Origin of the sequence: Phytoamicus setariae, from assembly GCF_016722925.1 — a bacterium.
Taxonomy (GTDB): domain Bacteria; phylum Pseudomonadota; class Alphaproteobacteria; order Rhizobiales; family Rhizobiaceae; genus Rhizobium_E; species Rhizobium_E setariae.
On sequence record NZ_JAEQNC010000004.1, the window covers coordinates 342,606 to 355,734 of the forward strand.

Here is a 13,129-nt window from a genome sequence, read left to right on the forward strand (position 1 = left end):
ATGAAAATCCTGTCTGTCGCCTCGGAGCTTTTCCCGCTGGTCAAGACCGGGGGGCTCGCGGATGTCGCGGGCGCTCTTCCGCTTGCGCTTGCTCCCCTGGGTATCACGGTGCGCACCCTGCTGCCGGGCTACCCCTCGGTGATGGCGAAACTGACCAATCCGCGAAAGATCGCCGATCTGCCTGCCCTTCTCGGGGAGCCGGCAAGCATCCTGTTCGTCAAGCATGCCGACCTCGAACTCTACATTCTCGATGCGCCCTTCTACTTCGATCGCGAGGGCGGCCCTTACACTGACGTGACCGGCCTGGATCACGACGACAACTGGCGACGGTTTGCAGCCCTGTCGCTTGCGGGCGCCGAACTCGCCAACGAACTGGACCCGAACTGGTCACCGGACCTCGTGCATGTGCATGACTGGCAGGCGGCGCTGACACCTGTCTATCTGAAATACAGCCCACGCGGCGCGCACATTCCGTCGGTGATCACCATCCACAACATCGCCTTCCAGGGCCAGTTCTCGCCGGCGATTTTTCCGGAGCTCTCGCTGCCGGAAGACGCGTTCGATGTTGCCGGGGTCGAGTATTACGGTGATGTCGGCTTTCTCAAGGGGGGTATGCGCACCGCCTGGGCGCTGACCACGGTCAGTCCGACCTACGCTTCAGAGATCCTCGAGCCGCAATTCGGCATGGGCCTGCAGGGCCTGGTGGCCGAGCGGGTCGAAGACCTTGTCGGCATCGTCAACGGCATAGATGACGATGTATGGAATCCCGCCACCGACAAACACATTACCCAAACCTATGATGCTTCATCGCTGAAGAAGCGAGCCGATAACCGCAAGGCGCTCTGTTCCCGCTTCGGGCTTACTCCCGGCAGCGGGCCGGTTTTTTGCGTGATTTCGCGCCTGACTTGGCAGAAGGGCATCGATCTGATTGTCGCTGCCGCGGATTTCATTGTCGAGAACGGCGGCAGCCTGGCAATCCTGGGTTCGGGGGATCCCGCACTCGAGGCCGCGCTCAAGGATGCCGCCGCACACCATCCCGGCCGCATATCGGTGATCTTCGGCTATGACGAACCGCTGTCGCATCTGATGCAGGCTGGCTCCGACGCCATTCTCATCCCATCACGCTTCGAGCCCTGCGGCCTCACCCAGCTCTACGGGCTTCGTTACGGTTGCATCCCTGTCGTCGGCCATACGGGCGGCCTTGCGGACACCATCATCGACGCCAATGGTGCGGCGATATCGGCCAAAGCCGCCACCGGTGTCGAATTCACCCCGGTGACCGCAGAGGGGCTGATCGGCGCTTTGCGCCGGACATTCCGGCTGTTTGCCGAACCGAAGACATGGACTGGTATGCAAAAGGCTGCGATGAAGGCTGATGTGTCCTGGGCATCAAGCGCCCGCCAATATGCCGATCTCTACAAGACACTTCTCACGAAGGTGCACAAGCCATGATCAAGATCGTTCCGACCACGCCCTATCCCGACCAGAAGCCCGGCACATCGGGCCTGCGCAAGAAGGTGCCGCAGTTCCAGCAGAAGAACTATGCGGAGAACTTCATCCAGTCGATCTTTGATTCGCTTGAGGGTTTCGACAACAAGATCCTGGTGATCGGCGGGGACGGCCGTTACTACAACCGTGAGGTCATCCAGATCGCCATCAAAATGGCAGCGGCCAATGGCTTCGGCAAGGTGATGGTCGGCCGCGGCGGCATTCTGTCCACGCCGGCAGCCTCCAATCTTATCCGCAAGTATGGCGCGTTCGGCGGCATCATCCTCTCGGCGTCGCACAACCCGGGCGGCCCAACCGAAGATTTCGGCATCAAGTACAATGCATCAAATGGCGGACCGGCCTCGGAGAAGATCACCGACGCCATCTATGCCCGTACCAAGGTGATTGACAGCTATCGGATCTGCGACGATCCGGATATCAGCCTTGATGTGCCGGGCATCAAGCATGTTGACGAAATGGAGGTCGCGGTCGTCGATCCGGTCGAGGATTATGCGGCCCTGATGGAGACGCTGTTCGATTTTCCGGCAATCAAGACAATGATCCAGTCCGGCTTCCGGGTCGCCTTCGACGCCATGAGCGCGGTGACAGGCCCCTATGCCAAGGAAATTCTCGAGAACCGGCTGGGCGCCGCGAAGGGCTCGGTGAAGAACTTCATGCCACTGCCCGACTTCGGCGGTCACCACCCCGACCCGAACCTGGTGCACGCCAGGGCGCTCTATGACGAAATGATGGGCCCGGATGCGCCGGACTTCGGCGCCGCCTCGGATGGCGACGGCGACCGCAACCTGATCATCGGCAAAGGCATCTTCGTCACGCCTTCCGACAGCGTGGCAATGCTGGCGGCCAATGCACATCTGGCGCCCGGCTACGCCGCGGGTCTTGCGGGTATCGCCCGCTCCATGCCGACCTCTGGCGCGGCCGATCGCGTCGCCGAAAAGCTCGGCATCGGCATGTACGAGACGCCGACCGGCTGGAAGTTCTTCGGCAACCTTCTCGATGCCGGCATGGTCACGATCTGCGGTGAGGAAAGTGCAGGCACCGGCTCCAGCCACGTGCGCGAGAAGGATGGCCTCTGGGCCGTGCTGCTCTGGCTCAACATCCTTGCGGTGCGCAACGAGAGCGTCAAGGACATCGTCACTAAGCATTGGGCGGCGTTCGGCCGCAACTACTATTCGCGCCACGACTACGAGGAGGTCGACAGCGACGCCGCCAACGGGCTGGTGGACAATCTCCGCGACCAGCTCGCCACCCTGCCCGGCAAGAAGTTCGGCGAACTGGTTGTCCAAACGGCCGACGACTTCGCCTATATCGACCCGGTGGATCATTCCGTCTCGAAGAACCAGGGCATCCGCATCCTGTTCGAAGGCGGCAGCCGTGTCGTCTTCCGTCTTTCGGGCACCGGCACGTCAGGTGCGACGCTGCGCGTCTATATCGAGCGCTACGAACCGGATGCATCGCGTCACGACCTCGATACGCAGGAGGCCCTTGCAGACCTGATCGCGGTGGCAGACGAAATCGCCGAGATCACCAAGCGGACCGGACGGCTCAAGCCGAGCGTGATTACGTGAGGGCATCGCTACGCCACAAGATCATTGCCGTTTGCGATCGCAAGATATCCGAGAAGGGGCCGAATGTCGGCTTGTCATTTTATGCATTTTTCGCAAACAGGAACGACGATCCCGAGCTTCTGATGGAAGCCGCCGAATGGTGGATACGCACACATCGGCTGGATCACTTCGAGAAGGCCGAGAAGATAAAATCCATGGTTCAGGCGATGTCGTAGGCCCCGTCCAGTTCCGACCAAAGGCTTTCACCTATGTCCCACACGAAACTCGGCGCTGCCCTCTCCGCTAAGGGTGTCGATTTTAGCGTCTATTCGGCCGGCGCGAGCGCCATCGATCTCTGCATCTTCGGCGACAATGGCAACCAAGAACTCTGCCGCCTGCCAATGAAAAGGAACGAAGGCGACATCTGGAGCGCGACCTTGGAAGGCGCACACGCCGGTACGCGTTATGGCTATCGTGCCAATGGCCAATACGAGCCCGATCGCGGCCTCTGGTTCGACCCGTCAAAGCTGCTGGTCGATCCCTACGCGATCGAACTCGACCGCCCGTTTGCCTATGATCCGTCACTCTCCGCGTATAGCAAAGATACGGCTGGGCTCGTACCACGGGCGATCGTCGGTGAATATCCTGATGCCGTGCGACAGGCGTCCCACTTTTCCCCAGGCGGCTTGATCTACGAAGTCAATGTACGCGCACTGACCATGCTGCATCCGGATATTCCTGAAGTGGAGCGCGGAACGGTCAAGGCGCTCGCGCATCCCGCCATAATCGCCCATCTGAAGAAGATCGGTGTCAGCGCCATCGAACTGATGCCGATCACCGCCTGGATGGATGAACGGCACCTGCCGCCGCTCGGACTGAAGAACAGCTGGGGTTACAATCCGATCGCCCTGATGGCGCTCGACCCGCGCCTTTGCCCCGGCGGTGTCCGGGAACTCGCGGAGAGTGTAGCAGCGCTGCATGCCGAGGGCATCGGCGTCATTCTCGATCTGGTCTTCAACCATACCGCCGAAAGCGACCAGCTCGGCCCGACCGTTTCGATGCGCGGCCTCGACAGCCTCGCCTACTACAGATTTCCGGAGGGTCATCCTGGGCTGCTGGTCAACGACACCGGCTGCGGCAACACGCTCGCCTGCGACGCGCCGATCGTCCACGATCTCGTACTCGCTTCGCTCCGACATTTTGTACGGACTGCCGGCGTCGACGGCTTCCGTTTCGACCTCGCCCCGATCATGGGCCGCGATCAAAACGGCTTCAACCCAGATGCAGCGCTACTCAAGGCAATCCACGGCGACCCTGTTCTGGCTGACCGAATCCTGATTGCCGAGCCCTGGGATATCGGCCCCGGCGGCTACCAGCTCGGTAACTTTCCGCCTGCGTTTCTCGAATGGAACGACCGCGCACGCGATAACTTCAGGATGTTCTGGCGCGGCGATGGCCGCAAGATCGGCGATCTCGCCACCGCCCTTTCCGGCTCATCGCCGATCTTTGGGCGCAATGGAGCGAGTTCTACAAGGACAGTTAACTTCATCGCCGCCCATGACGGCTTTTCGGTGATGGATCTGGTCTCCTACGAGAACAAGCACAACGAATTGAACGGCGAACACAACCGCGACGGCCACAACGAAAACTATTCCTGGAACAATGGTGTCGAGGGGCAATGCGAGGATCTTGCTGTCCTCAACGCCCGTGAGGGCGATGTACGCGCGCTGCTCTCCACCCTGTTTTCAAGCCGCGGCACCATCATGCTGATGGCCGGCGACGAGATGGGCCGCAGTCAGCGAGGCAACAACAATGCCTATGCGCAGGACAACGCGCTGACATGGATCGACTGGCCCCATATCGATGAGGAGTTGCTGGCCCATACAACGCAGCTATCGGCCATACGGCAGCGATTTACGGCTTTTTCCGAAACCGCCTTTCTGACCGACGGCGACGTCCGATGGCTGACACCGGATGGTCAACCGATGCAGGTGAGCGACTGGGAGAACCCGGCCGGCAGTGCGTTGGTGATGCTGCTCGAAACGCTGGATCGGCAGACTGGCAGGCCGGCGCGGGTTGCGGTCGCCTACAATAGAACAACCATTGAGCTGGACCTTCATTTGCCCGGCAATACGTCGGACTGGAAGATCCTGCTGGGCAGTGAGATGAGTCTTCCTGCGCGATCCGTCAGTGTTTTTGTAGAAGATATCATCTAGAATTGGTTGCGCTCAACGCCGATCTCATTGCGGAACATCAATCCAATGTCCCCAGATACCGTCCGGCAGGCCTTCATCCAACAGGCACAGGCTTGCGAGGCTCTCGGCTCGCCCTTCACTGCGCAGCTAAGCCGCCTGTTTGCGCGACGCCTGAAGCCGGGAACGGCCGTTGCCGATCGCATTCTGAACTGGCCGGGCGACCCTTCGCCCAAGGCAGATTCGGTGCCGCTTCGTGCCGCAGGCTGCCTTCACGCACTCGTCCTGGAGGGAAAGGATGCGGCCCTCACCGCCGCCTATCCACCCTGTTTGGCCGATGGCGATGCCCTTTGGCAGGCTGTCGCTGCAGCCTGCATCTCGCATGAAGGTTTCATTCTCGAACGCCTGAAATCCGCGCCGCAGACCAACGAGGTCCGGCGTTCGGGCGCATTGCTGCCCGGTTTCCTGAGCGTCGCCAACCTGTTCGGAAAACCACTGGTTCTCTCCGAAATCGGAGCAAGCGCGGGCCTGAACCTGCAATGGGACCGGTATCGCTACCGGCTGGATGGACGCCAATGGGGTGATCCGTCTTCGGCGGTATCCATCGAACCAGACTGGCACGGCACCCGGACGCCGGAAGGCGATACATGGGTCGCGGAACGGGCGGGGTGCGACCTGAACCCCATAGATGCGTCAAATCCCGAACATTGCCTGCGCATGCTCTCCTACATCTGGGCCGACCAGGCGGATCGACTGGCGCGCACCCGTTCAGCGCTACAGCTTGCAGCGTCGCACAATCTGCGTGTCCAAAAGGCGGATGCAATCGATTGGCTTGCGGAGCGCTTGGACCGTCCCTTCCCGGGACAGGTCCATGTGATCTTCCATACCATCGCGTGGCAATATCTGCCCAAATCCTCCCAGAACAGAGGCGAGGCACTGATAGCAGACGCGGGCGCCCGCGCCACCATCGATGCGCCACTCGGCCGGCTGTCGCTCGAAGCCGATGACGGCCACGAAGGCGCAGCACTCAGCCTGCAGGTCTGGCCATCCGGTGAGAAGCAAGAGATCGGCCGCGCCGACTTTCACGGCCGATGGGTCAGGTGGAAGGGCTGGGCAACCTGACGCAAATCAGAGATCCGCGTCAGCCGCACCTTCCGACAGCATGCCGAAGCAGTAGTCCGCAAACGACCGCCAGCATTCCACCCTGTAAGTGTCTTCTTCCGGCCGGTAGAGAACGATTTCCATCTTGCCGAACACCGTGCGCGAGCAGGCGCCGACGGGGAAAACCGACGGCGACAGATCCTGCGGGCAGGCCGAACTGACGGCCGTCGCAGCACCCGGACCGGATACGACGATGCCGATATTGCGGTGGGAAATGTCCACTGCCGAATGCAGCACGCCGGACTTTGCGGCAAGGCCGACGAAATCCGTACCGTCAGGACCGATCAGCAGCCACTCGTCCGGACCGAGCCAGAGCGCATGGCGATCGTTGCCGCTGGCCGAGGTCTTCGGCTTCTGCGGCAGCGTCACACCGAGTGCCGATGACAGAGCTGCAACATCTTCGGGCGCGGCACGCAGCGAGGCGCGTGCGGCGGCAGGCGCCAATGTCAAGCGAACGGTGGCCGAACCGCCATGGGGCGAAGCGAGAGCAGGTTTGCGCATTGCGTCAGCCATTGATCCGGCCTCCATCCTTGTCATAGAACACGGCATCGCAGACTTCGACTGCAATAACCCGGTCTGCCATCGGCACGTAGAGCGTCTGGCCCATCTTCGACTTGCCGCCGGCGACCAGCGCCATGGCAATCGAGTGACCGCAGTTTTCCGACCAGTACGACGACGTCACGTGGCCGAGCATCTTCATCGGGATCGGCTGGTTGGGGTTGTCGACGATCTGCGCCCCCTCCTCCAGCACGTCCTTCGGATCCTTGGTCCTCAGGCCGACAAGCTGCTTGCGCCCCTCGGCGACGAGGTCGGGACGCTTCAGACCGCGAATGCCAACAAAGTCAGCCTTCTTCTTGCCGACAGCCCAGCCGAGACCGGCATCGTCGGGCGTCACCGTGCCATCGGTGTCCAGACCGACGATGATATAGCCCTTCTCGGCGCGCAGCACGTGCATCGCTTCCGTACCGTAGGCGCAGGCGCCCATCGGCTCGGCACGCGCCCAGATCGCTTCCCATACAGCCTGGCCGTAATCAGCCGGCACGTTGACTTCGTAGCCGAGTTCACCGGCAAACGTCATGCGGAAGAGACGCGTCGGCACACCGGCGATCTTGCCTTCGGCGACGCTCATATGCGGGAAGGCTTCAGGCGACATGTCGATGCCCTCCACCAGCGGCTCGATGATCTCGCGCGCCTTCGGGCCCTGCACGGCGATGACGGCCCACTGCTCGGTGGTGGAGGTGAGCCACACCTTGAGATGCGGGAATTCCGTCTGCAGATAGTCTTCCATGTGGTGCATCACCCGCGGCGCGCCGCCAGTGGTGGTGGTAACGTGGAAGCGATCTTCCGCCAGCCGCCCGACCACGCCGTCGTCATAGACGAAACCATCTTCGCGCAGCATGATGCCGTAACGGCAGCGGCCCGGCTTCAGCGTATCCCAGCTGTTGGTGTAGAGCAGGTTCATGAAGGTGGCGGCATCGGGACCGACGACCTCGATCTTGCCGAGTGTCGACGCGTCGAACACGCCAGCGACGGTCCGGACGGTCTTGCACTCGCGGTTGACGGCCTGATGCATGTCCTCGCCCGGCTTCGGATAGAACCAGGCGCGCTTCCAGATGCCGACATCCTCAAACATCGCGCCATGATCTTCCGACCATTGGTGCATCGGCGTCTTCCTCGCCGGATCGAAGAGCGGGCCGCGCGCGTGGTTGACGATCGCACCGAACGTCACCGGCGTATATGGCGCACGGAATGTGGTCAGCCCCACTTCCGGGATCGCCTTGCCGAGCGCCTCGGCGGCGATTGCCAGGCCGTGGACGTTGGAAAGCTTGCCCTGGTCGGTGGCCATGCCGTTGGTGGTAAAGCGCTTAATGTGCTCGATGGAATGCATGCCTTCCTGGACGGCAAGACGGATGTCCTTGGCGCAAACGTCGTGCTGGAAATCCACGAATGCCTTGGCAGAGGTGCTTTCAGGGCCTGCGCCCTCGCCTGCTCCGGCCATGCCGCCGGTCCATTCAAAGGCCTGCGTGGCGTTGATGGAAAGTGCCGAGGCTCCTTCGGCACCCGCCGCACGCGCCATCAGCTCGCCCGCGCCAAGCGCTTCCTCGATGGTTGCCGCAATCGAATTGGTGCCGTTGCAGGCGCCGACCGACAGGCAATCCTGGGCATAGGTGCCCGGCAGGAAGCGCTGGTTTTCCACATCGAAAGACAGCTTGCCGCGCGACTGCGAGAACAGATGCACCGACGGTGTCCAACCGGAGGAAACGATCAATGCGTCGACGACAATCTTCTCACCGCTCCGCATGCCCTTCCGGGCAACCTTCATCGAGGATATCCGCAGCTTGCCGCCGGTTGAGACGACGGCATGGCCGGTCATCACGTTGATACCGAGCGAGCGCGCCTTGGCCAGAACCGCTTCGCCGGGCTTGTCTCTGGCATCGACGATTGCGGGAATCTGCACGCCGGCCGCCTTGAGGTCGAAAGCGGCCTCATAGGCGGAATCGTGGGCGGTGTAGACACCGACCTTGGCACCGACGGCCACGCCGTAATGGTTGAGATAGGTGCGGGCTGCGGAAGCCAGCATGATGCCCGGCCGGTCGTTGCCGTCGAACACCATGTGCCGCTCGATCGCACCCGTTGCGAGGATGACGCGCTTGGCACGGACCTGCCAGAGCCGTTCGCGAGGCGCATGCCGGTCGGGGTTGGCGACGTGATCGGTGACCCGTTCGACCAGTCCGATGAAGTTCTGGGCGTAGTAACCGAACACCGTGGTGCGCGGCAGAACCCGGACATTGGGCATGGCGGCAAGTCTGGCGGTCATCGCCTGCGCCCAGGCAAAGCCTTCCTGGCCATCGATCGTTACGCCGTTATCGAAGTACAGCGCGCCGCCGAATTCGGCGCGTTCATCGGCGATGATCACCGAAGCACCAGTTTCCGCCGCGGCAAGGGCCGCCGCGATGCCGGCAGCACCTCCGCCTGCGACCAAGACGTCGCAATGCGCAAAACGGTTGGCGTAATGGTCGGGATCGGCCTCCTTCGGCGCCACACCGAGGCCGGCGGCTGCGCGGATGCGCGGTTCATAGATCTTGTGCCATGCAGCCTTCGGCCACATGAATGTCTTGTAGTAGAATCCGGCCGCGAAGAACGGCGAGAACAGGTTGTTGACGCCGCCGATATCGAAGGCCAGCGACGGCCAGCGGTTCTGCGACTTGACGATCAGCCCGTCGTAGACTTCCTGCATCGGCCCACGGACATTGGGCGTGGACCGACCGGCATCGCGGGAAATGTCGAACAGCGCGTTGGGTTCTTCTGGGCCTGATGTCAGGATGCCGCGCGGGCGATGATACTTGAACGAGCGGGCGGCAAGATGAATGCCGTTGGCAAGCAGCGCCGAAGCGACGCTATCGCCCTCGAGCGCCGTCAACGTGCGTCCGTCATAAGAGAAACGCGCGGTCTTGGCGGGCGTCAGACGACCCTTGCCGGCGATACGGTTGGCTCCGCTCATTTCTGGCCTCCATTGCCGGCAAGCTTGGCGTCGATGACATCCTGTTCCGGCTTGGGCTCGTCCTGCCGGTAGGTCATCACGAATTTATCGGTCACAGTGTGGCGCACGGCCCGGAAGAACTTTCCGCAGCCCGAAATGTGCCGCCAGCGTTCGAAGACGATTCCCTTGGGGTTGTCGCGCAGGAAGAAGTAGTTCTCGAACTCGGCATCCGATATTTCCGTGATGTTTCCAGGACGCACGATGTGGGCCTCGTCGCCATTGCGGAACTCGACTTCGGGACGCTCTTCGTTGCAATAGGGGCAGTTAATCAAAAGCATTGGAACACCCTCTCAGTGCGCGACGGCGGCAGCGGCCGCCTCGTCGATCAGCCGGCCGTTGCGGAAACGCTCCAGCGTGAACGGTGCGTTGATCGGATGTGGCTCGTCGCGTGCGATGGTGTGGGCAAAGACGTGGGCCGAGCCGGGAGTCGCCTTGAACCCGCCGGTACCCCAGCCGCAATTGACGAAAAGGCCCGGAACCGGCGTCTTGGCAATGATCGGCGAACGGTCGGGCGTGACGTCAACGATACCGCCCCAGCTGCGCATCATTTTCATGCGAGTGAATATCGGGAACATTTCGCAAATTGCATCCAGCGTGTGATTGATGATGTGCAGGCCGCCGGTCTGCGAATAGGACGCATACTGGTCGGTGCCGGCGCCAATGACCAGCTCGCCCTTGTCAGACTGCGAGATATAGGCGTGCACCGTGTTGGACATCACCACGCAGGGGAAGATCGGCTTGATCGGTTCGGAAACCAGCGCCTGCAGCGGATAGGACACCAGCGGCAGCTTGAGGCCCGCCATTTGCATCACCACCGAGGTATGGCCTGCGGCCACCACGCCGACTTTCTTGGCCCCGATGGAGCCCTTCGTGGTTTCCACGCCCGTCACCCGGCCATCCGGGCCACGGGTGATTCCCGTCACTTCGCAATTCTGGATGATGTGAACGCCGCGGGCGGATGCGCCGCGGGCATATCCCCAGGCAACGGCGTCATGGCGCGCCGTGCCGCCCTTGCGCTGCAGCGCAGCCCCGATGACCGGGTAGCGCGCGCCCTTGGAAATGTTGAGCGGCGGGCAATAGTCCTTGGCCTGCTCCGGCGTCAGCCATTCATTGTCCACGCCATTCAGGCGATTCGAATGAATGTGGCGCTTGAAGACCTGCTCGTCGTGGATGTTGTGGGCCAGCATCATGACGCCGCGCGGCGAATACATGACGTTGTAGTTCATGTCCTGCGAAAGGTTGTCCCACAGCTTCAATGCGTGATTATAAAGCGCGGCGCTCTCGTCATAGAGATAATTCGACCGGATAATGGTGGTGTTACGGCCGGTGTTGCCGCCGCCGAGCCAGCCGCGTTCGATAACCGCCACATTGGTGATGCCGTATTCCTTGGCCAGATAATAGGCAGTGCCCAGCCCATGTCCGCCGGCGCCGATGATGATGACATCGTATTCCTTGCGCGGCTCCGGCGAGGTCCATTGCTTTTCCCATCCGGTATGACCCCTCAGGGCTTCCCGGGCGACGGCGAAAACCGAATATTTGCGCATCCGCATTAATCTCCAGATGAGAGGCAAGCGCCTCAGGCTGGCTCAAGCAAATCGCAAAAATATCACCCTGACAACGTTTCTTTTGCGACGCGCAACGGCGCGGCCTCGTCTAATGCGACATGCCCGCCAGCGACGGAACATGAGCAAATTGTATTGGGGGTCTGGACTCGGAATCATCAATCTGGTATCGCCTAACATCAATCGCTTGGCCTTAGGCCTTGCGGAACAATTATGGCTTGCTTCCGGAAACTGCATAGTTCCGGAATATCAACTCGAGATAAGGAACGGGATTCACGTGCAGGTACTGGTTCGCGACAACAATGTTGATCAGGCGCTCCGCGCTCTTAAGAAAAAGATGCAGCGCGAAGGCATTTTCCGTGAAATGAAGATGCGCGACTACTACGAAAAGCCGTCGCAGAAGCGCGCTCGCGAAAAGGCTGAAGCCGTTCGTCGCGTCCGCAAGCTCGCACGCAAGCGCGCTCAGCGCGAAGGTGGCATCGTCACGGGCAGCCGCCCTGCAGCGGCTGCTCGCTGATCTGCCGTCGTCTTGACGAAATCTCATGTCTGTGTGGCGGGGGCGATACGAATCGCCGCCGCCTTTTTTGTTGACTAAGCTGCCCGGCGCAGTTTGTGGGAAGAATACTGACGATGGCCAAGTTAATTGCAGATTTCCCCGTCCAATTCGGTTTGGGAAAACGCATTTCGCCTTCCGCATCCACGCTGCGCACGGGGCTTGTCCTGCTGGCGCTGAGTTCGGCGCTCGCAGCCTGCAGCACCGCTGATACAACAGACACGATCCGGATCAACAAGGAACAGGGCAGCGAGGAAAACATCGACTCGCTGACTGCGGTGATCAACTCCAATCCTTCTGATCCGGAAGGCTACAACACCCGTGGCTCCGCCTACGGCCGTGCAGGTGAATTCAAGCGGGCGCTTGCCGATTTCAATCGCGCCTTGGAACTCAATCCACGCTTTTATCAGGCCTATGCGAATCGTGGCCTGATCTACCGCAATCTTGGCGAACCAGAACAGGCACTGCAGGACTACAACATGGCCTTGCAGTTGAGCCCCCGCTACGACGTGGCGTTCATCGGTCGCGGCAATGTCTACCGCCAGGCCGGCCAGCTCGATCAGGCGATGAACGACTACAACAAGGCGATCGGCCTGGATACGACAGATCCGCGCGCCTATCACAATCGCGGCCTGATCTACCAGAAGCGCGGCAACCACGCCAAGGCGATCGAGGACTTCTCGACGGCGATCTCGCTGTCGCCGAACTCCGCCGAACCCTATAACGGTCGCGGCATTTCCTACGTCGCCATGAACGATGACGACAATGCGTTTGCCGACTTCAACCATGCCATCGAACTTGACGGCAAGCTTGCCGAGTCCTGGGCAAACCAGGCGCTGATCTATGAGCGGAAGGGCGATCTAAAGCGCGCATATAAGTCGTATTCCCACGCGCTATCGCTCGATCCCAAGTACCAGCCGGCCAAGGACGGTGTGGCGCGCACGCGTGGTGCTGTCGCGGCGAACTGATCACTTCCCAAATCTGAACAGCAAAAGGGCGCGCTGGAAATTCCGTCGCGCCCTTTTGCTTGGCCGCAATTGAGTGTCCGTTTCTTCCGACGGTCT

Annotated in this window: 11 protein-coding genes; 7 read left to right on the forward strand and 4 right to left on the reverse strand. The window is 61.3% G+C overall.

The features are described 5' to 3' along the window. The 5 genes from glgA to JJB09_RS09285 are packed head-to-tail and all read left to right on the forward strand — an operon-like array spanning position 1 to position 6,370. Positions 1-1,452, forward strand: coding sequence for a glycogen synthase GlgA (gene glgA / locus JJB09_RS09265; RefSeq protein WP_201656483.1), 1,452 nt, complete (start codon positions 1-3; stop codon positions 1,450-1,452). After that, positions 1,449-3,077 carry an alpha-D-glucose phosphate-specific phosphoglucomutase gene (locus JJB09_RS09270; protein WP_201656486.1) on the forward strand — a complete coding sequence of 543 codons (1,629 nt, stop codon included), beginning with the start codon at positions 1,449-1,451 and terminating at the stop codon, positions 3,075-3,077. The genes glgA and JJB09_RS09270 overlap by 4 nt, the downstream gene beginning before the upstream one ends. Continuing rightward, on the forward strand, positions 3,074-3,292 hold the full coding sequence (locus JJB09_RS09275; protein ID WP_201656490.1) for a DUF6500 family protein: 219 nt from the start codon (positions 3,074-3,076) through the stop codon (positions 3,290-3,292). The genes JJB09_RS09270 and JJB09_RS09275 overlap by 4 nt, the downstream gene beginning before the upstream one ends. Positions 3,293-3,325: 33 nt before the next feature. Next, positions 3,326-5,272: a glycogen debranching protein GlgX gene (gene glgX, locus JJB09_RS09280; RefSeq protein WP_201656493.1), complete on the forward strand. Its 1,947-nt coding sequence runs from the start codon at positions 3,326-3,328 to the stop codon at positions 5,270-5,272. A gap of 45 nt (positions 5,273-5,317) precedes the next feature. Then, positions 5,318-6,370 carry a DUF2332 domain-containing protein gene (locus JJB09_RS09285; RefSeq protein ID WP_201656495.1) on the forward strand — a complete coding sequence of 351 codons (1,053 nt, stop codon included), beginning with the start codon at positions 5,318-5,320 and terminating at the stop codon, positions 6,368-6,370. 6 nt (positions 6,371-6,376) lie between these two features. On the opposite strand, the gene JJB09_RS09290 is transcribed toward JJB09_RS09285, so the two are convergent. From JJB09_RS09290 to JJB09_RS09305, 4 genes are read right to left on the reverse strand one after another with little or no spacing between them, the layout of a single operon-like run. Further along, a complete protein-coding gene (locus JJB09_RS09290) occupies positions 6,377-6,922 on the reverse strand; it encodes a sarcosine oxidase subunit gamma (protein ID WP_201656498.1) in 546 nt (181 codons plus the stop codon). Next, entirely contained in the window at positions 6,915-9,911 is a 2,997-nt protein-coding gene (locus JJB09_RS09295) for a sarcosine oxidase subunit alpha (protein ID WP_201656501.1), read from the reverse strand. Before JJB09_RS09295 ends, JJB09_RS09290 begins: the two co-directional genes overlap by 8 nt. Next, the gene (locus JJB09_RS09300) at positions 9,908-10,228 is read right to left on the reverse strand and encodes a sarcosine oxidase subunit delta (protein ID WP_201656504.1); all 321 of its coding nucleotides are present in this window, start codon (positions 10,226-10,228) and stop codon (positions 9,908-9,910) included. Before JJB09_RS09300 ends, JJB09_RS09295 begins: the two co-directional genes overlap by 4 nt. A gap of 12 nt (positions 10,229-10,240) precedes the next feature. Continuing rightward, entirely contained in the window at positions 10,241-11,494 is a 1,254-nt protein-coding gene (locus JJB09_RS09305; RefSeq protein WP_201656507.1) for a sarcosine oxidase subunit beta, read from the reverse strand. A 295-nt stretch (positions 11,495-11,789) separates the two neighbouring features. Here JJB09_RS09305 and rpsU point away from each other — a divergent pair, with 295 nt between their 5' ends. Continuing rightward, on the forward strand, positions 11,790-12,029 hold the full coding sequence (gene rpsU, locus JJB09_RS09310) for a 30S ribosomal protein S21 (RefSeq protein WP_201656510.1): 240 nt from the start codon (positions 11,790-11,792) through the stop codon (positions 12,027-12,029). Positions 12,030-12,142: 113 nt separating this feature from the next. After that, positions 12,143-13,033 carry a tetratricopeptide repeat protein gene (locus tag JJB09_RS09315; protein WP_201656513.1) on the forward strand — a complete coding sequence of 297 codons (891 nt, stop codon included), beginning with the start codon at positions 12,143-12,145 and terminating at the stop codon, positions 13,031-13,033. The last annotated feature ends 96 nt before the right edge of the window (positions 13,034-13,129 follow it).

Coding starts and splice junctions, on each gene's coding strand:
- glgA (WP_201656483.1), top strand. CDS start 1: ATGAAAATCCTGTCTGTCGCCTCGGAGCTTTTCCCGCTGGTCAAGACC.
- JJB09_RS09270 (WP_201656486.1), top strand. CDS start 1,449: ATGATCAAGATCGTTCCGACCACGCCCTATCCCGACCAGAAGCCCGGC.
- glgX (WP_201656493.1), top strand. CDS start 3,326: ATGTCCCACACGAAACTCGGCGCTGCCCTCTCCGCTAAGGGTGTCGAT.
- JJB09_RS09285 (WP_201656495.1), top strand. CDS start 5,318: ATGTCCCCAGATACCGTCCGGCAGGCCTTCATCCAACAGGCACAGGCT.
- JJB09_RS09290 (WP_201656498.1), bottom strand. CDS start 6,922: ATGGCTGACGCAATGCGCAAACCTGCTCTCGCTTCGCCCCATGGCGGT.
- JJB09_RS09295 (WP_201656501.1), bottom strand. CDS start 9,911: ATGAGCGGAGCCAACCGTATCGCCGGCAAGGGTCGTCTGACGCCCGCC.
- JJB09_RS09300 (WP_201656504.1), bottom strand. CDS start 10,228: ATGCTTTTGATTAACTGCCCCTATTGCAACGAAGAGCGTCCCGAAGTC.
- JJB09_RS09305 (WP_201656507.1), bottom strand. CDS start 11,494: ATGCGCAAATATTCGGTTTTCGCCGTCGCCCGGGAAGCCCTGAGGGGT.
- JJB09_RS09315 (WP_201656513.1), top strand. CDS start 12,143: ATGGCCAAGTTAATTGCAGATTTCCCCGTCCAATTCGGTTTGGGAAAA.